The 23,393-nt window shown below is 69.4% G+C and carries 21 protein-coding genes; 11 read left to right on the top strand and 10 right to left on the bottom strand.

Annotated elements, in window-relative coordinates; translation table 11 throughout:
• Positions 1-128: 128 nt before the first annotated feature.
• Together rsgA and RJ1_RS05340 are read left to right on the top strand one after the other, a co-directional pair.
• Complete coding sequence (gene rsgA / locus RJ1_RS05345; RefSeq protein WP_073358939.1) at positions 129-1,211, top strand: ribosome small subunit-dependent GTPase A; 1,083 nt, start codon at positions 129-131, stop codon at positions 1,209-1,211.
• A gap of 66 nt (positions 1,212-1,277) precedes the next feature.
• A complete protein-coding gene (locus tag RJ1_RS05340) occupies positions 1,278-2,153 on the top strand; it encodes a class I SAM-dependent methyltransferase (protein WP_073358938.1) in 876 nt (291 codons plus the stop codon).
• Here RJ1_RS05340 and RJ1_RS05335 read toward each other — a convergent pair.
• The 3 genes from RJ1_RS05335 to RJ1_RS05325 all read right to left on the bottom strand — a co-directional run bounded on the left by RJ1_RS05335 (position 2,125) and on the right by RJ1_RS05325 (position 6,416).
• Positions 2,125-3,651 carry a glycosyltransferase family 39 protein gene (locus RJ1_RS05335; RefSeq protein ID WP_073358937.1) on the bottom strand — a complete coding sequence of 509 codons (1,527 nt, stop codon included), beginning with the start codon at positions 3,649-3,651 and terminating at the stop codon, positions 2,125-2,127. The genes RJ1_RS05340 and RJ1_RS05335 overlap by 29 nt on opposite strands.
• Complete coding sequence (locus RJ1_RS05330) at positions 3,648-5,537, bottom strand: glycosyltransferase (protein WP_073358936.1); 1,890 nt, start codon at positions 5,535-5,537, stop codon at positions 3,648-3,650. Before RJ1_RS05330 ends, RJ1_RS05335 begins: the two co-directional genes overlap by 4 nt.
• Before the next feature lie 81 nt (positions 5,538-5,618).
• The gene (locus tag RJ1_RS05325; RefSeq protein WP_073358935.1) at positions 5,619-6,416 is read right to left on the bottom strand and encodes a glycosyltransferase; all 798 of its coding nucleotides are present in this window, start codon (positions 6,414-6,416) and stop codon (positions 5,619-5,621) included.
• 49 nt (positions 6,417-6,465) lie between these two features.
• On the opposite strand from RJ1_RS05325, the gene RJ1_RS05320 reads away from it, so the two are divergent.
• Complete coding sequence (locus RJ1_RS05320) at positions 6,466-8,682, top strand: glycosyltransferase family protein (RefSeq protein ID WP_174694941.1); 2,217 nt, start codon at positions 6,466-6,468, stop codon at positions 8,680-8,682.
• Here RJ1_RS05320 and RJ1_RS05315 read toward each other — a convergent pair.
• A complete protein-coding gene (locus RJ1_RS05315; protein ID WP_073358934.1) occupies positions 8,654-9,511 on the bottom strand; it encodes an SGNH/GDSL hydrolase family protein in 858 nt (285 codons plus the stop codon). The genes RJ1_RS05320 and RJ1_RS05315 overlap by 29 nt on opposite strands.
• Positions 9,512-9,572: 61 nt before the next feature.
• Entirely contained in the window at positions 9,573-10,166 is a 594-nt protein-coding gene (locus tag RJ1_RS05310) for a helix-turn-helix domain-containing protein (protein ID WP_205415401.1), read from the bottom strand.
• A 115-nt stretch (positions 10,167-10,281) separates the two neighbouring features.
• Here RJ1_RS05310 and RJ1_RS05305 point away from each other — a divergent pair, with 115 nt between their 5' ends.
• Positions 10,282-11,238, top strand: a complete 957-nt coding sequence (locus RJ1_RS05305) for an NAD(P)/FAD-dependent oxidoreductase (RefSeq protein ID WP_073359115.1) — start codon at positions 10,282-10,284, stop codon at positions 11,236-11,238.
• On the opposite strand, the gene RJ1_RS05300 is transcribed toward RJ1_RS05305, so the two are convergent.
• Together RJ1_RS05300 and RJ1_RS05295 are read right to left on the bottom strand one after the other, a co-directional pair.
• Positions 11,228-12,193, bottom strand: coding sequence for a Gfo/Idh/MocA family protein (locus RJ1_RS05300; protein ID WP_073358933.1), 966 nt, complete (start codon positions 12,191-12,193; stop codon positions 11,228-11,230). The genes RJ1_RS05305 and RJ1_RS05300 overlap by 11 nt on opposite strands.
• Positions 12,193-13,293, bottom strand: a complete 1,101-nt coding sequence (locus tag RJ1_RS05295) for a DegT/DnrJ/EryC1/StrS family aminotransferase (protein WP_073358932.1) — start codon at positions 13,291-13,293, stop codon at positions 12,193-12,195. Before RJ1_RS05295 ends, RJ1_RS05300 begins: the two co-directional genes overlap by 1 nt.
• Before the next feature lie 105 nt (positions 13,294-13,398).
• Here RJ1_RS05295 and RJ1_RS05290 point away from each other — a divergent pair, with 105 nt between their 5' ends.
• The 3 genes from RJ1_RS05290 to RJ1_RS05280 all read left to right on the top strand — a co-directional run bounded on the left by RJ1_RS05290 (position 13,399) and on the right by RJ1_RS05280 (position 15,983).
• Entirely contained in the window at positions 13,399-14,118 is a 720-nt protein-coding gene (locus tag RJ1_RS05290; protein WP_073358931.1) for a DapH/DapD/GlmU-related protein, read from the top strand.
• A 79-nt stretch (positions 14,119-14,197) separates the two neighbouring features.
• Positions 14,198-15,181 carry a lysylphosphatidylglycerol synthase transmembrane domain-containing protein gene (locus RJ1_RS05285; protein ID WP_240319822.1) on the top strand — a complete coding sequence of 328 codons (984 nt, stop codon included), beginning with the start codon at positions 14,198-14,200 and terminating at the stop codon, positions 15,179-15,181.
• 10 nt (positions 15,182-15,191) lie between these two features.
• Positions 15,192-15,983, top strand: a complete 792-nt coding sequence (locus RJ1_RS05280) for a class I SAM-dependent methyltransferase (RefSeq protein WP_073358929.1) — start codon at positions 15,192-15,194, stop codon at positions 15,981-15,983.
• Here the strand turns inward: RJ1_RS05280 and rfbB are convergent.
• Positions 15,973-16,977, bottom strand: a complete 1,005-nt coding sequence (gene rfbB, locus RJ1_RS05275; RefSeq protein WP_073358928.1) for a dTDP-glucose 4,6-dehydratase — start codon at positions 16,975-16,977, stop codon at positions 15,973-15,975. The genes RJ1_RS05280 and rfbB overlap by 11 nt on opposite strands.
• Before the next feature lie 63 nt (positions 16,978-17,040).
• Here rfbB and rfbA point away from each other — a divergent pair, with 63 nt between their 5' ends.
• From rfbA to RJ1_RS05255, 4 genes are read left to right on the top strand one after another with little or no spacing between them, the layout of a single operon-like run.
• Positions 17,041-17,916, top strand: coding sequence for a glucose-1-phosphate thymidylyltransferase RfbA (gene rfbA, locus RJ1_RS05270; protein ID WP_073358927.1), 876 nt, complete (start codon positions 17,041-17,043; stop codon positions 17,914-17,916).
• A gap of 1 nt (position 17,917) precedes the next feature.
• Positions 17,918-18,505, top strand: coding sequence for a dTDP-4-dehydrorhamnose 3,5-epimerase family protein (locus RJ1_RS05265; RefSeq protein ID WP_073358926.1), 588 nt, complete (start codon positions 17,918-17,920; stop codon positions 18,503-18,505).
• Between the two features lie 58 nt (positions 18,506-18,563).
• Positions 18,564-19,070, top strand: a complete 507-nt coding sequence (locus RJ1_RS05260) for an SRPBCC family protein (RefSeq protein ID WP_073358925.1) — start codon at positions 18,564-18,566, stop codon at positions 19,068-19,070.
• Positions 19,071-19,092: 22 nt separating this feature from the next.
• Positions 19,093-19,902, top strand: a complete 810-nt coding sequence (locus RJ1_RS05255; protein WP_073358924.1) for an enoyl-CoA hydratase — start codon at positions 19,093-19,095, stop codon at positions 19,900-19,902.
• On the opposite strand, the gene RJ1_RS05250 is transcribed toward RJ1_RS05255, so the two are convergent.
• Complete coding sequence (locus RJ1_RS05250; protein WP_073358923.1) at positions 19,899-21,347, bottom strand: rhamnulokinase; 1,449 nt, start codon at positions 21,345-21,347, stop codon at positions 19,899-19,901. The two genes, RJ1_RS05255 and RJ1_RS05250, sit on opposite strands and share 4 nt — an antisense overlap.
• A complete protein-coding gene (locus RJ1_RS05245) occupies positions 21,347-23,386 on the bottom strand; it encodes a bifunctional rhamnulose-1-phosphate aldolase/short-chain dehydrogenase (protein ID WP_073358922.1) in 2,040 nt (679 codons plus the stop codon). Before RJ1_RS05245 ends, RJ1_RS05250 begins: the two co-directional genes overlap by 1 nt.
• Positions 23,387-23,393: the final 7 nt, after the last annotated feature.

Here is a 23,393-nt window from a genome sequence, read left to right as displayed (position 1 = left end):
GGAACATCGTGGAGTTCCGTTCGTAGGTCTCGATGTGCTGTGAAGGAGTGAGTGTCCGATGACTGTCTCGTCGGTCGACGCCGTGTGCGTCCACTCCCCCTTCCCCCTCGCCTGACCGAACCCGCGCAGTGGTCCGGTCGGCGCTCATCGACCCGAGGATCACACCCATCATGTTCGTCCCTGGACACCTCCTGCCCTACGGCTGGAACGACACACTTTCCGGCACCTTCGGCGACTACCCGGCCGACGGTCGCGAACCCGGGCGGGTGATCCGCGTGGACCGAGGCCACTGCGACGTCGCCGCCCCCGCGGGCCTCGTCCGCGCCCATGTCGGCGAGCACATTCTGTGCACCGGCGACTGGGTGACGCTCCACCGTCTCGGCGACGAGATCGCCGTCGCCGACCTGCTCCCCCGGCGCAGCGCGATCGTCCGGTCGTCCGCGTCCGGCCGGTCGGAGGGCCAGGTCCTCGCGGCCAACGTCGACACGGTGGTGATCGCCGCCGCGCTCGACACCGCCCTCGATCTCGGGCGCATCGAACGCCTGCTCGCCCTGGCCTGGGAGAGCGGCGCCCAGCCGGTGGTCGCTCTCACCAAATCCGATACCGTGCAGGACATTTCCGTCGCGACGGCGGAAGTTGCGGCGGTGGCACCGGGCGCGACCGTGCTCGCGGTGAGCGCCGACACCGGGGACGGCATCGATGTCCTCACCGCCGTGATCGACGGGACCGTCGCCCTCATCGGGCCGTCGGGTGCGGGCAAGTCGACGCTCGCGAATGCGTTGCTCGGCGAAGACGTGCTGGCCACGGGACGCGTCCGCGACGGCGACCACAAGGGACGGCATACGACGGCGCACCGCGAACTGCTGCCACTGCCCGGTGGTGGCGCCCTGATCGACACCCCGGGGCTGCGCGGTGTCGGCATGTGGGACGCGGCCGACGGCATCGACAAGACGTTCCCCGAGATCGAGGAGTTCGCGGCGCAGTGCCGGTTCACGGACTGCTCGCACGTCTCCGAACCCGGGTGCGCGGTGCTCAGCGCGGTGGAGCGCGGCGAACTGCCCGAGCGCAGGCTTGCCAGCTACCGCAAGCTGATTCGCGAGAACGGGTGGATCGCGTCACGCACCGATACGAGGCTCCGGGCCGAGCGGGAACGTGAGTGGAAGAGCATCGCCCGGTGGCAACGGCAGATGTACCGTAGCCGCGGTCACTGACCCGGGCGTCCGGCCCGCATCCCGGTTCGATCGGTGAGCCGGGATGCGGGCTGGCAACATGGTTATATGTTCGATCTTCGGAGAAAGGCCCGTCTCAAGCTTCAACGTGCCGTGTCCGAGGTGGTGTCCGAATCGGACCGCCGGTCCCGCGAGCTCACCGAGAACCAGCACGACCAGACCCTGGCCGAGTTGACCGCGACCAACCAGGAACTCGCTCGGGTGCTGCACGAGCTGTCCGATGCCCGCATGGAGATCTCCGACGTCCAGCAGCGGCTCGGCGAACTCGAGCAGCAGGCCCGCCGCGACATCACCCAGGCGCTGGACGTGCGGGCCACGAACGAGGCCGCGGAGTTCGTGCTCGAGCACATGCCGAAGGCGCCCGTGTTCTGGAATCCGCAGGACACGCTGCGGTACGGCCTGTCCCGGGTGGAGGTCGAGGGCCTGGCGCTCGAGTTCGGGGTGGCGTCGGGCACGACCCTCCGCATCATCGTCGAGCAGTTGAAGGACGCCGGGCACGAGGTATTCGGGTTCGACGTGTTCTCCGGTCTGCCGCAGACGTGGCGCACCGGATTCCCGGCTGGCGAGTTCGCGCAGGAGAACCTGCCTCGGGTGCGGGGCGCGCAGCTGGTGCCCGGGCTCTTCGAGGACACGCTGTCGGGATTCCTCGAGAAGCATCCGGGACCGGTGTCGTTCCTGCACCTCGACGCCGACCTCTACTCGTCCACGAAGTCGGTACTCGACCGGATCTGGAATCGGCTGGTCGCGGGAACGGTGATCGTGTTCGACGAGTTCTTCAACTTCCCCGGCTGGCAGGAACACGAATACCGGGCGTGGACGGAATTCGTCGACCGCACCGGCGTCGGCTTCGAGTACCTGAGCTACACGGCCAACCACGAGCAGGTGGTGGTGCGGATCACCGCACCAGCTTCACCGCCTGAGTGACGTTGAACGTCCGGCGTTCGTCGATCCGCAGGCCGGACCGGGTGAGCGCCGCGAACGCCTCCGTGTCCTCGAAGTGGTACGGCGGCAGCGTCCACACCTCGTTGGAGGTGTGCCGGATGACCCGTTCGGTGTCGCGTTCGTAGTCGGTGAAGAACCAGACCACGGAGCAGGAGTCGAGGGCGCCCGCGACGTCCGGGACCGCGAGTTCGTCGTCCCACAGCGACCCCCGGCTCGCGGCCGTGGCCCCGAGCCCGATGTCGCGGGTGCCGTCGAACGCTTCCGGTCGCACGTTCTTCACCAGCCGCAGCGACGTGGGGTTCCAGGCCGGTGTGTCGAACAGGACGCAGTCGCCGGGGCGGACGTTCTGCCCGGCGAAACCGTTGACGGTGCTGAAGTCCATGCCGCTGGGTTTCGCCCACTGCTCACGCTGCGCGAGATAGCTCGGCGACGCCGCCACGGCGAACACCGCCAGCACCGCGGCCGATTGCCACCACTGCCGGGTCAGGGCGGCCAGGCAGAGTCCGCCGACGAGGGCCACCGCCGGTGTCGTGAACGTGAAGTACCGCGGCAGATAGACGGGGGTGCGCAGCAGCGAGTAGACGAGCAGCAGCGCCATCGGCACCAGCACCCACGGCACCGTCACCGACAGCACCGGGGGCAGGTGGCGGCCGTTTCGCACGAGCGCCACCGACCCGGCCACCACCAGCACGGCGAACAGCACCGCGAACCACGGGGCGCCGACGAACCACTGGTACTCCGCCACGGCGCGGGGCAGATGGTCGTCGAGCGGCGGGATCCACGCCACCTGCACGGACTCTCGGCGCACCAGCGCCACCAGCGGCGCCGCGACCACCAACCCCGCGGCCGTGGCCGACGTCCAGCCGAGCCAGGACCGCCGGGCCTCACGCAGCAGCAGGATCGTCAGCAGGTGCGCGGGAACGAGGGTGAGCAGGTAGACGAACAACACGATCGAAACCGCCAGGCCTCCGGCGTACAGCACCCACAGCCACCACCGCCGAAACCTCAGGGCGGCAAGGAGAATCACGGTCAGCCACACCGCGGCCGTTGCCGTGAGGGCGTATCCGCGGGCCTCCACCGCCGCCCACGTGACGCTGGGCAGCATCACGAACAGGATGCCGGACAGCCCGGCCACCCGCCGGGTCGAGATCAGCGCACCGAGCACCACCACGCCGGCGCCCGCGGTACCGGCGGCCAGCGCACTCGGGAAGCGCGCCGAGAACTCCGAGGCCCCGAACATCTCGAACCAATACCGCATCCCGACGTAGTACAGCCCGTGCACGGCGTCGATGTGGCCCAGCAGATTCGAGAGGTCGGGCCGGGACCGCTGACTCGAATACAGCGTCGCGACCTCGTCGTACCAGAACGACGGCCGCCAGCTCCACGCCGCCCCGAGCACCACACCGAGGACGAAGACGAGGAACGAATCCCGGAGCAGCCCGCGCGCGTCGCGGGCCTGCAGCGGTCCGGTCAACGTCACTGACCGTACAGGCGAGCCCAGTTCTCTCGGCTGGTGAGCTGCGGCAACGCGTCCCGGTACCGGCGCTGCGTCGACGCCGCATCCTCGCGGAACCGTTTCATCAGCTTCGCCGTCCTGGCCGTGAGCTCGCGGGCGGTCTCCTTGTCGCGGCGGCGCACCCGCACCCCCGACTGGGAGGCGTCGGTGATGACGGCGGCGTCGAACAGCGACACGTGCCACCAGTGCGCCTCGGCCACAGGGATACTCGCCACCCCGTGCTGGGTGCGACCGAGCCACTGGTACGCGGCGCGCTTGGCGAGCACGAGGTCGATCTTGCTCTTGTCCGGCTCGAAACCGGCATGCCGGGTGACGAGGTCGGAGTTGCGGACACCGGGAATGTTCGTCGCGGGATGCTTGACGGTCTCCGGGAACCGCTTGCGCTCCTCCCGGATCGCCGCGAGCACGGCCTGACCGCCGTCCTCGAGCACCTTCGGTCCCTCGAGGAAGTCCTCGATGCCGCGGATCATGGTGTACGCCAACCCGTACTGCATCGACACCAGGTACTGGGTGATCTCCCGCGTCATCAACTTGCTCAGCGACTTGGCGTCGAAATCGCTGTGCAGCGCCGCGGCGATCAGCGAGTTGCGGATGCTGAAGTACTTGGCCCAGTCGTCGCGGTCCTTCCAGTGGAAGTCCGCATGCCACACACCGGCGTTGGGCAGCGTGACCGTGACGAATCCGGCTGCGCGGGCACGGATGCCGTACTCGATGTCGTCCCACTGGAAGAACATCGGCAGCGGGAGCCCGATCTGCGCGACCACCTCGGCGGGGATCAGGCACGACCACCACGCGTTGTAGCCGGCGTCGACGCGCTTGTGCTGCTTCTTCTTGAGCAGGTTGATGTCGTGCCGCGATCCGGCCGCCCAGCGGCCCGCCTTCAGCTTCGACAGGTCCGCTTCCTCGGCGCTGACGTGCAGGTGCTCCGGGTTCATCAGGTACAGCATCTGCGCGCCCACCAGCGTCGGCTCGGTGGTGACGTTGGCGAATGCGTTCATCCGCAGGATCGACTCCGGCTCGCACAGGATGTCGTCGTCCATCAGGATCAGGTTGGCGTGCTCGTTGATACCCGACACCTCGTACATGCCGCGGGTGAATCCGCCGGCGCCGCCGAGGTTCGGCTGTCGCAGGTACACCAGCTTGTCGCCCAGGATCTCGGCGACCTCGGTGAACTTCTCGCGGTCCGACACGTGGTCGCTGCCCTGGTCGACGACGTACACGGCGTCGATACTCGACGCCATCGTCGAATCGTTCGCGATGGCGGCGACGGTCTCGGCGCAGTCGTCGGCCCGGTTGAACGTGCAGATCGCGATGGCGGCGGGGCGGATCACCGACGGCGCGGCGACGGTCCATTCCAGTTCGCTCACGGCGAGGGGGCCGTCGACGGCGGTGAACTCGACCCACAGGGAGCCGCCGTCGAGGTAGGCGTCGAGCTTCGCGGACAGCGTCGCCGTGCCGGAGCCGTCGATCTCCGTGGTGCTCAGGATGCGGGAGTTGCCGCCCGAATCCGAGCCGCGCAGCGCCACCACGGCGCGTCCGTCGGCTTCGTGGTGCAACGCGACCGTCACCTCGGTGACGGTCGTCCACCGCTGGTAGTAGCTGGCGGCGAACCGGCCGAAGTAGGTGTCGGTGTCGACCGTCGCACCCTTCTCGAGGTGCACGACGTAGCGCTCGCGGTGAGCGCGGCCCTTGACGATCCTGGCGTACAGGTCGTCCTTGACCCGGGTGGTCGGTCCCGTGAAGAGACCCCGTGCCACCACGAGCCGATCGGGTGCGCGATGCTCGGTGAGAGCGCTCCGGACCGCGGCCGTGCTCCCGTCCACAGGTGCTACCGACGCAGACTCGTTCATAGTGCTCCTACTGTTCCCCGCGAGAGGTGGGCTGGACCGCGCCACGGCAACGGCGCGATCCTCTTCTCGGTTCGCAGGGTATCAACCTCGCGACGCGCTCCCCGACCATGCGAGGCGACCTCCGTCCCGGTGACGGGCCCGCAACCGGAACAGTCCCACCCCCATGGCGAGCACATCGGCCCTGGATATGCGGGTTTCGTGGCTGTCGTGATCGTCGCTCAGACGCACCGGGACCTCGACCGGCGCGATGCCCGCCCGCTCCGCGAGGTAGACGAGTTCGGTGGTGAACAGGAACCCGGGCTCGACGAGGTCGGGAACCAGTTCGCGCATCAGTTCGCCGTCCATCAGGACGGTGCCCTGCGGGTCGCCGGTGCGCATCCCGAGGACCACCCGCCGCATCGCGGCGAAACCCCAGGTCAGGGTTCCCCGCAGGGCGCCGCGCCGCACCTGCGAGTCGGGGTGGGCCTTGGAACCGATCACCACCCGCGGCAGCCGGCCCTTCTCGGCGAGACGTTCGGCGCCGTCGAGGTCGTCGAATCCGAACGGCAGGTCGTCGGCGGTCAGCAGTACGTGTGCGCCGCGACTCGCCTCCGCTCCGGCCCGCAACGCGTTGCCCATGCCCTTCTCGCTCTGCAGGACGGTGAGCGACACGGGTCCGGCCGGCCACCCGGCGGCGAGGCGTGCGCAGAGGTCGGCGGTGCCGTCGGTGGACCCGTTCTCCACGACGATGATTTCGACGTCGTGTCCGGCCAGGCGTTCCGCCACCCGGCGGACGGTCTGCTCGATGACCTCGGCGGAGTTGTAGGCGGGGATGACGACGGAGAGCGCCTTCGGCGCCCGTGCGCCGTTCTGGCCGTGGGAACAACCGAAAAGGCGCACGGGCGCAGCCTAACTCGTAGGCTCGGAACCCGTGGCACCCTCCGCGTCCGTGTCCTCGACCGTCACCCGATCGATACGCGGCGTTCCCGAGTGGACGGTGGCACTGGCGGTCGCAGTGGTCGCCGCGGTCATCGCGACGATTCCCCGGATCGTGGACGACCGCTTCTATTACGGCGGCGACATGCTGGAATCGTTCGTGCCGTCCTGGCACCGGATCGGGACGGAACTGCTGGCCGGGCGGTGGCTCACCGTCAACCCCGACGCCTGGATCGGCGGAAACTACGCCGGCGAGGCGGCCTACGGCCTCTACAACCCGGTCAACCTGGCGAATTACGCGCTGACCGCGAAGTTCGAGGACCTGTCGGTCGCGGCGTTCGTGATCATGACCGAGTTCCTCGCGTTGTTCGCGGTCGCGACGTATCTGCTGTGCCGTGAATACGGCGCCCGCCGCGCTCCCGCGATCCTCGCCGGACTGACGATCCCGTTCAGCGGTTTCACGCTGTTCTACGAGGCCGGCGGCTGGCCGTCCGGGATGATGGCGGTCGCGTGGGTGACGCTGTTCTGGTGGTCCGCGTTGCGCCTCTCCCGCGGTCGCACGAACGCGCTGGTCACCTTCCTGATCGGCGCGCTGACGGTGAGTATGGGCAACCCGTACGCCGCGCTGGGCGCGGTGGTGGTTCTCCTGGGCCTCGGAGTCGGGCTCCTCGTCCAGCGGGAGTTCTTCCGATTGTTCGTGCTGGTGATCACCGGCGCGTGCTCGGGCACTGCCGCGCTGGTGACGTATCTGCCGCTGTTCCTCAGCGTCGACGTGACCACCCGCGCCGGCAGCACCGGCATCTTCAACGACACGTTCCTGCAACCGCAGGTCGGCGGAATCGCGGCGATGAGCAGCCCGTCCTACCTCCCGGTGATCATGACGTTCGGCGGTCCCGTCGAGGTCATCCCCTCGCTCTACTTCGCGTGGTTCGTGCTGCCGCTGCTGCCGTGGCTGCCGTGGGGGCGGATCCGCGCACTGTTCGCGTCCCCGGAGTTCCGCCGCGCGCACGGCCGGCAGCTGATCAGCCTGGGAGTGATCGCGGTCGTCTACTTCCTCTTCACGTTCGGACCGTCGAACGTCGGGATGTTCCGGTGGCCGATCCGGCTGGTCGAGTACCTGTACCTCTGCGTGATGGTCGGCCTGTCGCTCGCGCTGTCGCTGGGCGTTGCCCGCGACCGGGTGCGTCACCGGGCGACGGTGTCGGTGGTGCTGATCGTGCTGGGCTTCTACCTGGCGTTCTCTTCCTCGCCGGCCCTGACCGGCCGGCACGCACTGTTCGCGCTGCTCGTCGCGGTGCTGTGCGTGATCGCGTACGCGGTGTGGCGACGCCGGGCCACGGCGGGTCTCGTCGCCGCCCTGGTCCTCGGCACCGTGGTGGTGACCGCCGCGCAGGTCTGGTCCCTCACCCACGACGTCGAGCCAGGCAGCCGCGTCGACCCGGCGAGCACGACCACCCTGTCCGAGCAGACGGACCGCTATCAGGGCACCGTCCTGCAGCTCGCCGCGCTGGACGACACCCCGCACGACGACATCACCGCCGGCCGGATCCTGTTCGGCAACGAGATCATGGCGTCGTCGGTGGAGGGCAGCATCAACGCGTACACCGGCATCGGGTTCACCGAATTCCAGGAAGCACTGTGCATGGACTACCGCGGCGCAGTCTGCCCGGGTGTCTACGGGGCGCTGTGGCAGCCGGTGAACGCGAACATCCCGATCCCGCTGATCGACTACCTGCGTGTCTCGACCCTGGTCGTGCAGCATGCGCTGGTGCCCGACGTCGAGACGGCACCGCCCCCGCCCGGCTGGCACGTCACCGAGCGGAGCGACACCCGCACGGTGCTGCAGCGTGACCGGCCGCTGCCCCTGCCCGGGCGGGTGTCGTTCGTCTCCGACGGCGTCCGGGTGATCTCCTCCGAATCGAGCGCGGCGACGGAGACCGTGCGGGTGGCGGGCAGCGGCGGCACCGTCTCGTTCGCGCGACTCGCGTGGCCCGGCTACTCCGCCACAGTCGACGGCGGACCGGTGGCCGCGACCGCGGGATGGCACGGTCTGCTGGAGGTGACGGTGCCGCCGGGTGACCACGAACTGGTCGTGACGTTCCGGCCGCCCCGGGAGAATGTGTCCGTCGCCGCGTTCGGCGCCGCGACGGTCGTGGTGCTGATCCTCACCGTCGTCGATGTGGTGGTGCGCCGGCGGAAGCTCAGCGCGGCGACCACCCGGACGACGTGAACGCCGACGCGTCGGCGGACCCGGATGCCGCGACCGCTGCGGAAGACAACGCGTCGGCGATCAGCTGGTGCCCGGTCTGGTTCGGGTGATCGCCGTCGTCCGCCAGCAGTCCGGTGGGGTCGCCGTCGCCCCACGCCCCCTTGAACGTCCCGAACAGGTCGACGTACGTGGCGCCCTCCGCGCCCGCGACCTCCGCGATGACGTCGTTGGCGCGCAACGTCAGCGCGGAGCTGTCCCGGAGGAACTGCGGGCCGAACAACTCACGGGCCACGTCGCCGTCCGGGAAGACGTCCCAGTATCCGGTGACCATCACCGCGGTCGGCTGTCCGGCACGTAGTTCGGCGATGCGGTCGAGCACGGACGTCAGCGTGGTCTGCAGCTGCGGCAGCACCGGTTGGAAGCAGCCGAGCCCGTCGTCTCCACCGCAGTCGCCGTCGAGATAGTCGTCGAGTTCGGCGTAGAAGTCGTTGGCGCCGATGGTGACGGTGACGACGTCGGCGTCGCGGACGGCGTCGGCGTCGTATTCGCCGGGTTCGAGGGAGTCGAGCAGGTCGGTGCTGGTCCAGCCCCCGACCCCCAGGTTGGCCACCTGCACGGGCTGGGCGTCGTCGCCGGACAGCTGGTCGCCGAACAGTTCGACGAACGGCGTGCACCCGGGGCACCCGTCACCGGCCGGGATGGAATCCCCCAGGCCCACCAGCGTGGAGACCGCCGGCTGTGACTCCGGCTCGGGCTGCGGCTGCGCCGCAGGCGACGTCGACGTGGTGGAGCAGCCGACGAGCAGCGGGAGCACGACCGCTACCGGAACACCGAGAATCCAGCGTCGCACGGGGCCTCCCCATCACGTCCTGCGCCTCGGAGGGAGCGCTCGTCACCGGTCCGGACGAATTCTACCGACGGTCGCGCTCGGCCGCCGTTCCCCGAGGGACGGTGCGCACGTGCGCCCGCTCACCCTGCGGCCCGAACAGGCTGAGGATCTCCACCGGTTGCGGTCCGGGATTGCCGAACCAGTGCGGGACGTGGGTGTCGAACTCGGCGACCTCCCCCGCAGTCAGGATCACGTCGTGCTCGCCGAGCAGCAGTCGTAGCCGGCCGGACAGCACGTACAGCCATTCGTAGCCCTCGTGGACCTGCAGTTGCGGTTCGGTGTTCGGGTCGCCGGGCGGGATGACGTGCTTGAACGCCTGGATCCCGCCGGGCCTGCGGGTGAGCGGAATGATGGTCGACCCGTTGCGTTCGAGGGGTCGCAGGTGGACGCGGGGGTCGCCGGTGGGGGGTGCATCGACGAGTTCGTCGAGGGGCAACTGGTGGGCGCGGGCCAGCAGCAGCATCAGCTCGAGGGTGGGTTTGCGCTGACCGGACTCGAGCCGCGACAGGGTACTCACCGAGATCCCGGTGGATTCGGAGAGCTGGGCGAGCGTCGCGCCGCGCTGCTGGCGGAGCGCTTTGAGCCGCGGCCCCACGGCGTCGAGGACGCCGTCCAGGTCGGGTACGTCTTCGTTCACACCTCCATATTGCCACAGTGGCAAACATGCTTGCCAGATTTGCGGGCAGGGACGGACAGTGTCACCACGAGGTCGACGAATGAAGGAGAACGCGGTGGAACACAGCTATGACGTAGTGGTCGTCGGTGGCGGCGCGGCCGGGCTCAGCGGGGCCCTGGCCCTGTCGCGGGCCCGCCGCTCGGTGCTCGTGATCGACGCGGGTGAACCGCGCAACGCACCGGCCGGGCACATTCACAACTATCTGGGCCGCGAGGGCACGCCGCCCGGCGAGCTGCTGGCCGCCGGACGCGAGGAGGTCGCCGGGTACGGCGGCGAGATCGTGACCGGCACCGTCACGTCGGCCGAGAAGGTCGGGGACGGGGAATTCCGGGTGACTCTCGCCGACGGCGGGACGGTGAAGGCTCGGAGACTGCTCGTGACCACCGGTCTCGTCGACGTCCTCCCCGACATCCCCGGGGTGGCCGAACGGTGGGGACGCGACGTCCTGCACTGCCCGTACTGCCACGGCTGGGAGGTCCGCGACCAGCCGATCGGCGTCGTGGCCGGCAGTCCGCTTGCGGTGCACCAGGCGCTGATGTGGCGGCAGTGGACCGACAGCGTCACCCTGTTCCTGAACGACGCGGACGAACCCACCGCCGAGGAGTACGAGCAGCTCGCCGCGCGCGGTGTGGCCATCGTCGACGGCGGGGTGGCGGGACTCGAGGTGCAGGGCGACCGGCTGACCGGCGTCCGGCTGCACACGGGCCAGGTCTTCCCCCTCGCCGCAGTGGTGGTGCCGCCACTGTTCCGGGCCCGCGCCGACTTCCTCGACAGCCTCGGCCTGGCCACCACCGAGATGGAGATGGCCGGACACGTGATCGCTACCGCCGTCGCCGCCGACGCGACGGGTGCCACCGCCGTTCCCGGAGTGTGGGTGGCCGGCAACGTCGCAGACCCGAAGGCGCAGGTGATCGTCGCAGCCGGAGCCGGTCTGAACGCCGCGGCGGCCCTCAACGCCGACCTCATCGCGGAAGACACCCGGCTGGCGGTCGCCGGCGCGCTCAGCCGGTAGCCGACACCGTCGCCTCGTGGACGACGCGGTGCGCGGGCAGGATCGACTCGCGTTCCGCGTCGGCGTCCCCCGCACCGCCGATCAGTCCGACGTAGTGCGCGAGCTGGGCGGCGAGCGGTTCCTCGCTGTAGCGGATGGTGGGGATCTCGATCACCGTCTGCTGCTTGTAGCCGTCCCGATCGGGGGGCAGGTCGTCGTCGATGTGCTTGTGGATGGTGATGTCGCGGCGCAGGAGGTCGATCTCGATCAGCCGGTCCGGCTCCAGCAGCGACAACTGCCGGACCTTCCGGTGGCTCACCCGGCTGGCCGAGATGGTGGCCACCGCACCGGATTCGAATCGCAGCACGGCCTCCGCGCAGTCCTCGGCCTCGTTGCGGACCGAACTGTCGTGGAAGTACCCGAACTCGGCCTTCACGCCGACGGGCGACGATCCGACGAATCCGATCGCGAGGTCGACGTCGTGGATCAGCAGGTCGGTCGCGACACCGGTGGGGATGCGGGAGACGAACGGCGAGTGCCGGATTCCGTTGACCTGCCACACGTCGCCGGCGAATTCACGTGCCGTCCGGACCGCCGGGTTGAACCGCTCGAGCAGTCCGCACATCAGCGGCACACCCGTCGCGGCGGCCCGTTTCACCAGGTCGGTGCTCTCCTCGTACGTTGCGGCGAGCGGCTTCTCGACGAGGAGCGGTTTGCCGAGGTCCAGGATTCGACCCGCCACCTCGTAGTGTGCGGGGGTCGCCGCCGCGACGACGACGCCGTCGATGCCGTCGAGTGTGTCGAAATCCGGCACCCAGGTGGTGTCGAAACGTGCGGCGATCTCCCGGCCGTGTTCGGCACGCGGTTCCACGAGCAGGGCCAGTTCGCACAGCGGCGACTGCGCGAGAACACGGGCGTGCAGCGAACCCATCTTGCCGGATCCGATGAGCGCGATCCGCGGTCGCGGCGTCGTCATCACACCTCCATCGCCTCGCGCACCGCGGCAACGATCCGGTCGACCTCGTCGGTGGAGAGCGCGGCATGGACGGGGACGCTGAGGCACCGGCGGGCAACGGATGTCGCGACCGGGGTGGGCGAGGTGATCACCCGGGGGTGCTCGCGGTAGCAGTCGTAGTCGTAGACGGTTTTCGGGTAGTAGACGCCGCTGCCCACTCCCCGGTCGCACAGCCGCTGCGCGAGGGTGTCGCGGTCGATCGGCGCGTCCGGCGCGAGGATCACGGTGAACTGGTGCCACACGTGCCCGCGGCCCGCGCGTTCTGAAGGCAGCACGAGACCTTCGACGTCCTTGAGGCCGGTCCGCAGCGCCTCGGCGTTGCGTCGGCGCGACTCCACCTGCTGCAGATAGGAACCCAGTTGCGGCAATCCGAGACTGGCCTGCAGATCCGTCATCCGGAAGTTCTGGCCCGCCATCTCGTACTCGTAGCGCCGTCGCATGCCCTGGTTGCGCAGCACCCGCAACCTGTCGGCCACCGCGTCGTCGTCGGTCGTGACCATGCCGCCCTCGGCGGTGGTGAGATTCTTCGTGGCGTAGAACGAGAAACAGCCGAGCCCGAAACTGCCCGCGCCCTTGCCGTCGAACGTGGCGCCGTGCGCCTGGGCGGCGTCCTCGACCACGGCGAGCCCGCGGGACTCGGCCAGCGGCATCAGCGCACCCATGTCGGCGGTCTGCCCGTACAGGTGCACCGGCATCAGCACCCTGGTGCGGTCGTTCACGCCCTGCGCCACGACGTCGGGGTCGAGCGCGAAATCGGACTCGCCGATGTCGGCGAACCGGGCTGTCGCGCCGGCCTCGAGAATCGCGTTGAGCGTGGCCACGAACGTGAACGGGGTGGTGAGCACCTCGTCGCCCGGCGCGAGATCCAGCACCCGCAGGGCCGCGATCAGTGCGGTGGTGCCGCTGTTGACGGCCACCGCGTGCCGGGTGCCGACGAGTGCGGCGAACCCTTCCTCGAACCTCGCGACCTTCGGCCCCTGCGCGACCATCCCGGATCGCAGGGTGTCGAGAACCTCGCGCTCGACATCCTCTCCGAAGGAGATACTCGAGATCGCGATCACGGTTCCTCCGATAGATTGACGTGCAGTTCACACCGTCTTCACAGATTGCAACCACTTGAAGGTTCCCACGGTCTGCACGGCTCCTGGAAGGAATCGGCAACTTTCATGACCATCGGTGAAAACTGCGAAATCCACCCGACCGTCGTGATAGGCGACGGCGTCACCGTCGGCGACCGGGTGAGCATCGGCCCGTACGCCGTCCTCACCGGCCCCGTCGATCTCGGCGACGACTGCTGGATCGGTGCCCACGTCACGCTGGGGGCGCCGCCGGAGTGGATCGGGAAGGTGCATCCCCGCACGTGGACGAAGGTCAGCCCCCATCAGGGTGTCGTGATCGGCGCGGGCACCGTGATCCGCGAGATGTGCGCGGTCCAGCAGGGCGCCGAGCGGCCGACGAGCATCGGGCGCGGCGGATTCGTCATGAACCACACGTCCGTCGAGCACGACGTCCGGATCGGTGACGACTGCGTCATCGCGCCGTCGAGCACCCTCGGCGGTCACGTGACTCTCGGCGACGGCGTCAACCTCGGCATGAGCACGGTGGTGCATCAGCGCCGCGTGATCGGTGCGCGCGCGATGGTCGGGATGGGATCCGTGGTCGCCAAGGACGTTCCGCCGTTCGCCACGGTCTTCGGCAATCCCGTCGCCCTGCGCGGCACCAACCGGGTGGGCATGGACCGGTCGGGGATTCCCGAGGACGACATCGCGGCCGTGGAGAAGCTGTACGCGTCGGGGCGGCTGAGTGCCGTCGCGGATCTCCCGCAGTCGCTCGCCGACGCGTTCGCGTGGTGGCGCGCACTGGCGGTGAAACCGCTCGTTTCCTGATCCGGCGCCCGCCGATTGCTATCGTCGGAATCGAACGCTGCACTGCCGCAGCGGCGCACTGCCTGAGGGGGTGGTTCTCGTGAATGTCGATCCCGAGACCGCCCCGGACCGCGGCGGCCGCGCCGTCCTGATGAACGCGCTGCGCATCCTCGTGACCCTCGCGATCGTCGTGGCCATCGTGTTCGCCGTGAAATCGCAGTGGGCCGAGGTGCGGGACACGATCACCCAGTTGGACTGGTGGGCGCTCGCAATTTCCGCAGTGTTCGTCTTCCTCGGCATGGGCGCGGCGGTGCGCGCGTGGCAGCACGCCCTCGGTGCGCTCGAGCACCCGATTCCCGCGTTCGACGCCGCCCGCTGTTACCTGGTCGGACAGCTCGGCAAGTATCTGCCGGGCAGTGTGTGGGCATTCGTCCTGCAGACCGAGCTGGTCCGCCGGGCCGGGGTGTCGCGGGCCAACGGGTTCGTCGCCGTCCTCGTCACCGTCGGGTTGAGCATCACGTCGGCGCTGGTCGTCGGTCTGCTGGCGCTGCCCGCCCTGTTCCACATCAGCACCGTCGCGGCGGTCGCGGTGATCGCGCTCGTCCCGATCGCCCTCGTCTGCTGCTATCCACCGGTCCTCACCCGGCTGGTGAATCTGGCCCTGCGGATCCTGCGCCGCGCCCCGCTGCAGAGGCAGCTGACGATGCACAAGATCGGGCGGGCCCTCGGCTGGTGTGCCGTCAGCTGGGTGCTCTACGGCGTGCACCTCTGGTTCCTCGCATCGAGCACGGCCGGCTTCGAGGCGGGCACCCTGGTGCAGTGCATCGGCGCGATCGCGCTCGGCATGTGCGCGGGGGTGCTCGTGGTCGTCGCGCCGTCCGGCATCGGCGTCCGCGAGGCCGTCGTCGTCGCCGCGCTGTCGCCCTTCATGGACAGCGGGGTCGCGCTCGGGCTAGCCCTCGCGTCACGCCTGGTGTTCACGCTCTGCGAGGTGCTCGCCGGCTTCGTCGCCGCGGTCGCCGGTTCGCGGTCGCTCCGCAACGCGCTCGTCCACGAGGATTCGCGGGTACCGCAACCGTCGTGAGGAGACCGCGATGACGGACGCCTGGGAGATCGATCCCGCGTACGAGCTGTACGTCGGTCGCTGGAGCAGACTCGTCGCGGCGCAGTTCCTGCAATGGCTGCCGGCCGGCCCGGGCGGCGCGTGGTGCGACGTGGGCTGCGGGACCGGCGCTCTCGCCCACACCGTGCTCCGGACGGCGGAACCCGCCAGGGTGGTCGGCGTCGAACCGTCGGAGCGGTTCGCCGCGGCGGCTCGGGCCGCGACGGACGATCCCCGGTTCGAGGTGCGGCCGGGCACCGCCGAATCCATCCCCGCCGAGGACGGCGAGTTCGACCGGATGGTCTCCGCGTTGGTCCTCAACTTCGTTCCCCATCCCATCGAGGGGCTCGCCGAGATGCGCCGCGTGACGCGAGCGGGCGGGACGGTCGCCGGGTACGTGTGGGACTACGCCGACGGGATGCAGATGATTCGCGTGTTCTGGGACGCCGCCCGCGCACTCGACGAGGCGGCCGCGAACCTCGACGAGGGCGTGCGCTTCCCGCTCTGCCGGCCGCAGCCTCTGCGCGACCTGCTCGATGCCGCGGGGCTCACCGGCGTGGAGGTGGACCCGCTCGACGTTCCCACCGTGTTCACCGACTTCGACGACTTCTGGCGGCCGTTCCTGGGCGGTCAGGGGCCCGCGCCCGGATATTGCATGTCGCTGTCCGCGGAGCGCCGCGCCGAGCTTCGCGGCTTGCTCGACGCCCGGGTGCGCCGCGACGAGACGGGCCGCATCGCGCTGACGGCGAGAGCGTGGGCGTTTCGCGGAACCGTCAGCCGATGACGGACTCCGTGGCCGCGTACGCCTTCTCCGCCGATTCCTTCTGCGCCCGCCACCACGACTCGTTGTCGCGGTACCACTGCACGGTCGCCTCGAGGCCGCTGCGGAAATCCTCGTACTGCGGCGTCCAGCCCAGTTCGGTGCGCAGCCGCGTCGAATCGATCGCGTAGCGCAGGTCGTGGCCGGGACGGTCGGTGACGAAGTCGAGGTCGTCGGCATCGCGGCCGAACAACTCGAGCAGAGTTCCGACGACGGTCCGGTTGTCGACCTCGCCATCCGCGCCGATCAGGTACGTCTGGCCGAGACTTCCCTTCTCCAGGATCGTCCACACGGCGGCGTTGTGATCGTCGACGTGGATCCAGTCCCGCACGTTCTTCCCGCTGCCGTACAGGCGGGGACGGACGCCGTCGATCAGGTTGGTGATCTGGCGCGGAATGAACTTCTCGACGTGCTGGTACGGGCCGTAGTTATTGGAACAGTTCGACAGGGTGGCCCGCACACCGAACGACCGCGCCCACGCCCGCACCAGCAGATCGCTCGACGCCTTGGTGGCCGAATACGGGCTGGACGGGTTGTACGGGGTCGACTCGGTGAACCGCTCCGGGTCACCCAGCTCGAGGTCGCCGTACACCTCGTCGGTGGAGATGTGGTGGTAGCGGACGTCGTGCGCGCGGACGGCCTGCAACAGCGAGAACGTGCCCACCACGTTCGTCTGCACGAACGGTGTCGGGTCGGCCAGCGAATTGTCGTTGTGCGATTCCGCGGCGAAGTGGACCACCGCGTCCGAATCCGCGACCAGCCGGTCGACCAGCGCGAAATCCGCCACATCGCCGTGCACGAACTCGATGCGGTCGGCCACCAGGTCGAGCGACCGCCGGTTGCCGGCGTACGTCAACGCATCGAGCACCGTCACGTGCACGTCCGGCCGCTCGGCCACCGTCTGGTGCACGAAGTTCGCACCGATGAACCCGGCGCCGCCTGTCACGAGAAGCCTCATGTGCACCCACCCTAGTGTCGCGCCCGAGTTTCTATCCGACGCGAACACTGGAACACTGCGCACATGCGCGGAATCATCCTGGCAGGGGGCACCGGGTCCCGACTGCACCCGATCACTCTCGGAGTGAGCAAGCAGCTGGTCCCGGTCTACGACAAGCCGATGATCTACTACCCGCTCTCCACCCTGATGCTGGCCAACATCCGGGACATCCTCGTCATCACCACCCCGCACGACGCCGAGCAGTTCCGCCGGCTCCTCGGCGACGGCTCCCAGTTCGGCGTGAACCTCACGTACAAGGTCCAGGAGGAACCGAACGGCCTGGCGCAGGCGTTCGTCCTCGGCGCTGATCACGTCGGCAACGAGTCCGTGTCCCTCGTGCTCGGCGACAACATCTTCTACGGCCCCGGTCTCGGTTCCCGGCTCAACCGATTCGAGAACATCGACGGCGGCGCCGTGTTCGCCTACTGGGTGTCCGATCCCAGCTCCTACGGCGTGGTCGAATTCGACGACACGGGCAGAGCGATATCCATCGAAGAGAAACCCGCCACCCCGAAGTCGAACTTCTCGATCCCCGGGCTCTACTTCTACGACAACGACGTCGTCACCATCGCCCGCGACCTGAAGCCCTCGGACCGCGGCGAATACGAGATCACCGACGTCAACCAGGCCTACCTGCAGGCCGAACGGCTGCAGGTCGAGGTGCTGCCCCGCGGAACCGCCTGGCTCGACACCGGCACCGTCGATTCACTGCTCGAGGCGTCGAACTTCGTGCGCACACTCGAACACCGGCAGGGTCTGAAGATCGGCGTCCCGGAAGAGGTCGCGTGGCGCCGCGGATTCATCACCGACGCCGAATTATGCGCCCGCGCCGAGACTCTCGGAAAGTCGGGGTACGGCGACTACCTCCTCGAACTGCTCGAACGCGGCAAGGACTGGTGACGTGGAGTATCGCGAACTGAAGATCCCCGGCGCCTGGGAGATCACCCCCCGGCAATTCGGCGACGACCGCGGCGTGTTCCTCGAATGGTTCAAGGGGTCGGAGTTCGAGTCGGCCGTCGGGCACGGCCTCGAACTCGCGCAGGCCAATTGCTCGGTGTCCGCCGCCGGGGTTCTGCGCGGCATCCACTTCACCGAGAACCCGCCCGGGCAGGCGAAGTACGTCACCTGTGTCAAAGGTGCGTTCCTCGACATCATCGTCGACCTGCGAGTCGGGTCGCCGATGTTCGGGCAGTGGGATTCGGTGCTCATCGACGACGTCGACCGCCGCGCCGTGTACCTGCCGGCGGGGGTCGGCCACGCGATCCTGTCCCTCGAGGACGCATCCACGGTGATGTACCTGTGCTCGATCGAGTACACCCCGACCCTCGACCACGACGTCCATCCACTCGATCCCGAATTGGGCATCGACTGGCCCACGGTGGGCCGGGACGGCAGCCCGCTGACGTTCCAGCTGTCCGAGAAGGATTCGGCCGCACCGTCCCTGAAGCAGGCGATGGACGCAGGAGTGCTGCCCACCTTCCCCACGTGAGTGTTTTTGCGTCCCCGAGCACACAATGCCACTCACGTGGGGGTGGCAGGATGCGGGCATGACGACTGAAACCAGCGAACGGTTGGAGGTCCGGCGGGCTGTCGCCGCGGACCCGGCGACGATCTTCGGCGTGCTCTGCGACCCCGAGGGGCATGTCGCGATCGACAGCTCCGGAATGCTGATGTCCGCGGAAGGCGCCCCCGTCACGGCGGCGGGCGACACGTTCGTCGTGCACATGGACCGCGACGCGTTGAACGACTTCGACCTCGGACTCTACGACGTGACCGTGACGATCGAGACGTTCGTGCCCGACCGGGAGATCTCCTGGAAGGTCCTCGGCCAGATCCGCCCGCAGATCGGGCACGTGTACGGCTACCGGCTCGAGCCGATCGACGAGGGAACGATGGTGACATCGTTCTACGACTGGTCGGCCATCGACCCGGTCTGGCGTGAGGCCGGGATCTTCCCGGTGATCTCGGAGAACGCCCTGCGCGCCACGCTCGGCATCCTCGCTCGCACCGTCGCCCCCGGGCTTCCGCGACCGCAAATCGATCCACCGAACTGAAACGTGTTCTAGTATCGAGTGCGTGAACTTCGTCGTCGTCGACCACCCCCGGCCGGGCATCGCCCTGGTGACGCTCAACCGCCCGGAACGCATGAACGCGATGGCGTTCGACGTGATGATCCCGTTCCGCGACGCGCTGGAGGCGATCAGCAACGACAACGCGGTGCGCGCGGTGGTGATCACCGGGGCGGGCCGCGGCTTCTGCTCCGGCGCCGACCAGAGATCCGCGGGCACCCTCCCCCACGTCGACGGGCTCACGCCCCCGACCGTCGCGCTGCGTGCCATGGAGTTGCTGGACAACGTGGTGCTCTCGCTCCGCCGGATGCATCAGCCGGTGATCAGCGCGGTCAACGGCGCCGCCATCGGCGGCGGGCTGTGCCTGGCGCTCGCCTCCGACATCCGGATCGCGGCGGAGGACGCGTACTTCCGGGCGGCGGGCATCAACAACGGTCTGACGGCGAGTGAGCTGGGGCTGAGCTACCTGCTGCCACGCGCGATCGGCTCGTCCCGGGCATTCGAGATCATGCTGTCCGGGCGGGACGTGCACGCCGACGAGGCCGAGCGGATCGGGCTCGTGTCGCGGTGCGTGCCCGGCGAGGATCTCCTCGACGAATGCTTCGACCTCGCCGAGCGTATGTCCCGGTTCTCCCGGCCCGGCCTGGAACTCACCAAGCGCACCCTGTGGTCCGGGCTCGACGCCGCCTCCCTGGAGGCACACATCCACCAGGAGGGCCTCGGACAGTTGCTGGTGCGACTGCTCACCGACAACTTCGAGGAGGCCACCGCCGCCCGGAAGGACAAGCGCGAACCCCGGTTCCGGGACCGGCGTTAGGGCGTGAACAGCGGTGCCGCCGACGGCGCGAACTCGCGCAGGGTGAACGAATTCGACACCACGGCCCGCAGTTCGGCGAGTCCCCCGGACAGCCCGCCCGCCGCTCGCGCCTGCACCAGGACGTTGCCGAGGGCGGAACCCTCGACGGGTCCGGCGACGACGGGCAGTCCGGTGGCATCCGCCGTCAGCTGGCAGAGCAGAGCGTTCTGTGAGCCGCCGCCGACGATGTGCACCACGTCGATCGGGGTGCCGGTCAGCTCGACGATCGCCTGCACCGACCTCCGGTACGCGTCCGCGAGACTGTCCAGCACGCAGCGGATCACCTCGGCCGGAGCGTCCGGTACGCGCTGACCCGTCCGGGCGCATTCGGCGGCGATGCGGGCCGGCATGTCGCCCGGCGGCAGGAACACCGGCAGGTCCGGGTCGATCACCGAGCCGAGATCGGTCAGCGCCGCGGCGTCCTCCAGCAGTTCCTGCAGCGACATGTCGAGCCCGTCCGCCTGCCACTGCCGCATCGACTCCTGCACCAGCCACATGCCCATGACGTTCCGCAGCAGGCGGGTGGTGCCGTCGACTCCGGCCTCGTTGGTGAACCCCGCCGCCCGCACCTCCTCGGTGCGGACGGGTCCGGGGAGTTCCGTCCCGACCAGCGACCACGTGCCCGACGCGATGTACGCGAACCGCGCGCTCGCCGCGGGTACCGCGACCACGGCCGATGCGGTGTCATGGCTGCCGACGGCCACCACCACCGGCGTGGCGCCGATCTCTTCGGCGACGTCGGGCCGGACGAGTCCGATCGCCCCACCGGGCTCCGCCAACGGTGGCAGGATGCGGTCGTCGAGACCGAGCCGGGTCGTGAGCGCACGATCCCAGTCGCGGCTCACCGGGTCGAGCAACCCGGTGGTGGACGCGTTGGTCACCTCGCCGATGCGGACCCCGCTGAGCCAGTACGCGAGGAGGTCCGGGATCATCAGCAGCTGCTCCGCGATGTCGAGCCGCTGCGCGCCGCTCTCCCGCTCGGCGAGCAGTTGGTACACCGTGTTGAACGGGAGTTGCGCGATACCGTTGCGCTCGAATAACTCCCGATCGGCGATGGTCGAACGCACGCCGGCCGCGACGCCCCACGTCCGCTGGTCGCGGTAGTGGTACGGCATCCCGAGAAGGGAACCGTCGCCGCCGAGCAGCCCGTAATCCACCGCCCACGTGTCGATTCCGATCGACACGAGCACGTCCCCGCGGGCCTCGGCCTCCGTGACCGCGGCCCGCAGTCCGTCCAGCACACCCCGATACAGTCCGGCCAGATCCCAGTGCAGCGATCCCGCCAGCCGCACCGGCCGGTTGGGGAACCGCGCAACCTCGTCGAGGGTGATCACCCCGTCCGCGACGCGACCCAGCATCACCCGCCCGCTGGACGCACCCAGATCGATCGCGGCGAACGCGTCCATCAGCGCAGGAACGCCGCAGCGACACCGGCATCCACCGGAATGTGCAGCCCGGTCGTGTGCGTGAGGTCCCCGCCGGTGAGCGCGAACACCGCGTTGGCGACGTGCTCCGGCAGCACCTCCCGCTTCAGCAGGGTGCGCTGTGCGTAGTACTCACCCAGCTTCTCCTCCTCGACGCCGTACACCGCGGCCCGCTTGGCGCCCCAGCCGCCGGCGAAGATGCCCGAACCCCGCACCACACCGTCGGGGTTGATGCCGTTGACGCGGATGCCGTACTCGCCCAGTTCCGCCGCGAGCAGACGCACCTGGTGCGCCTGGTCGGCCTTGGTCGCCGAGTACGCGATGTTGTTGGGCCCGGCGAACACCGAGTTCTTCGACGAGATGTAGACGATGTCGCCGCCCATGCCCTGGGCGGTCATCACCCGCGCCGCCTCGCGCGACACCAGGAACGACCCCTTCGCCATCACGTCGTGCTGCAGGTCCCAGTCCTTCTCGGTGGTCTCGAGCAGCGGCTTGGAGATCGACAGTCCCGCGTTGTTGACGACGAGATCGACGCCGCCGAACGCCAGGACCGCGGCGTCGAATGCCGCCGCGACCTGGTCGGCGCTGGTCACGTCCGCCGCGACCCCGACCGCGACGTCACTGCCCCCGATCTCGGCGGCGGCCTCGGCGGCCTTCGCCTGGTCGAGGTCGGCGATCACGACGCATGCGCCCTCCGCGGCGAGGCGCGTCGCGATGGCCTTGCCGATGCCCGACGCCGAACCGGTGACCAGCGCGACCCGGGTGGCGAGCGGCGCCGGCTTCGGCATGCGGGCCAGCTTCGCCTCCTCGAGGGCCCAGTACTCGATGCGGAACTTCTCCCGCTCGTCGATCGGCTGGTACGTGGAGACGGCCTCGGCACCGCGCATCACGTTGATCGCGTTGACGTAGAACTCGCCCGCCACCCGCGCGGTCTGCTTGTTGGCGCCGAACGAGAACATGCCGACGCCGGGGACCAGCACGATGGCCGGGTCGGCGCCGCGCATCGCCGGGCTGCCCGGCTCCGCGTACTCGGCGTAGTAGCGGGCGTAGTCCTCGCGGTAGGCGGTGTGCAGTTGGCGCAGCCGCGCGGTGACGTCGTCGAGCGACGCGGTCGGCGGCAGGTCGAGGACCATCGGCCGGACCTTGGTGCGCAGGAAGTGATCCGGGCACGACGTGCCCAGTGCGGCGAGACGCGGATGCTCCTGCGCGGCCAGGAAGTGCAGAACCTCGTCGCTGTCGGTGAAGTGGCCCACCTGCGGGCGATCAGTGGAGGCCAGTCCGCGCAGCAGCGGGAACAGTGCCGCCGCCCGGCGTCGGCGCTCGCCGGCGGGCAGCGCCTCGTAGCCCGCGATCGCCGGACCGAACGGCTCCGCGCGACCGTTGTCGGCGATGAACTGCTCGGCCGTGCGGATGATCTCGAGCGACCGCTGCTCGCACTCCTCGCTGGTCGCCCCCCACGCGGTGATGCCGTGCCCGCCGAGGATGCAGCCGATGGCCTGCGGGTTCGCCTCCGCGATGGCCGAGATGTCGAGACCCAACTGGAAACCGGGGCGGCGCCACGGCACCCACACCACACGGTCGCCGAAGCACTTGCGGGTCAGCTCTTCACCGTCCGCGGCGGTCGCGAGCGCGATACCGGAATCGGGGTGCAGGTGGTCGACGTGCGGCGCGTTCACGAGTCCGTGCATGGCGGTGTCGATGGACGGGGCCGCACCGCCCTTGCCGTGGAGGCAGTAGTCGAATGCCGCGACCATCTCGTCCTCGGCCTCGAGGCCGGGGTAGACGTCGGTCAGCGCGCGGACCCGGTCGAGGCGCAGCGCGGCGAGTCCGGCGGGCTTCAGCGTTCCGAGGTCTCCCCCGGAGCCCTTCACCCAGACCAGTTCCACGTCGGCGCCGGTCACCGGGTCGACGTCGGTGCCCTTCGCGGAGGTGTTGCCGCCGGCGTAATTGGTGTTCCGAGCGTCGGCGCCCAGTCTGTTGGACCGCGCGATCAGTTCGGCGATGGTGCTCGTGGCGTTCACTGCTGTT

The organism is Rhodococcus jostii NBRC 16295, assembly GCF_001894825.1.
In the GTDB taxonomy this organism is placed as follows: domain Bacteria; phylum Actinomycetota; class Actinomycetes; order Mycobacteriales; family Mycobacteriaceae; genus Rhodococcus_F; species Rhodococcus_F jostii.
Note: the sequence above shows the minus strand (reverse complement) of the source record. Positions and strands in the feature narration are given on the sequence as shown.

What these genes read in the sequence shown, in the direction of transcription:
- RJ1_RS05280 (WP_073358929.1), top strand. Translation starts at nt 15,192, where the DNA reads ATGACGGACGCCTGGGAGATCGATCCCGCGTACGAGCTGTACGTCGGT.
- RJ1_RS05330 (WP_073358936.1), bottom strand. Translation starts at nt 5,537, where the DNA reads ATGAACGAGTCTGCGTCGGTAGCACCTGTGGACGGGAGCACGGCCGCG.
- rfbB (WP_073358928.1), bottom strand. Translation starts at nt 16,977, where the DNA reads ATGAGGCTTCTCGTGACAGGCGGCGCCGGGTTCATCGGTGCGAACTTC.
- RJ1_RS05260 (WP_073358925.1), top strand. Translation starts at nt 18,564, where the DNA reads ATGACGACTGAAACCAGCGAACGGTTGGAGGTCCGGCGGGCTGTCGCC.
- RJ1_RS05300 (WP_073358933.1), bottom strand. Translation starts at nt 12,193, where the DNA reads ATGACGACGCCGCGACCGCGGATCGCGCTCATCGGATCCGGCAAGATG.
- RJ1_RS05290 (WP_073358931.1), top strand. Translation starts at nt 13,399, where the DNA reads ATGACCATCGGTGAAAACTGCGAAATCCACCCGACCGTCGTGATAGGC.
- RJ1_RS05250 (WP_073358923.1), bottom strand. Translation starts at nt 21,347, where the DNA reads ATGGACGCGTTCGCCGCGATCGATCTGGGTGCGTCCAGCGGGCGGGTG.
- rfbA (WP_073358927.1), top strand. Translation starts at nt 17,041, where the DNA reads ATGCGCGGAATCATCCTGGCAGGGGGCACCGGGTCCCGACTGCACCCG.
- RJ1_RS05340 (WP_073358938.1), top strand. Translation starts at nt 1,278, where the DNA reads ATGTTCGATCTTCGGAGAAAGGCCCGTCTCAAGCTTCAACGTGCCGTG.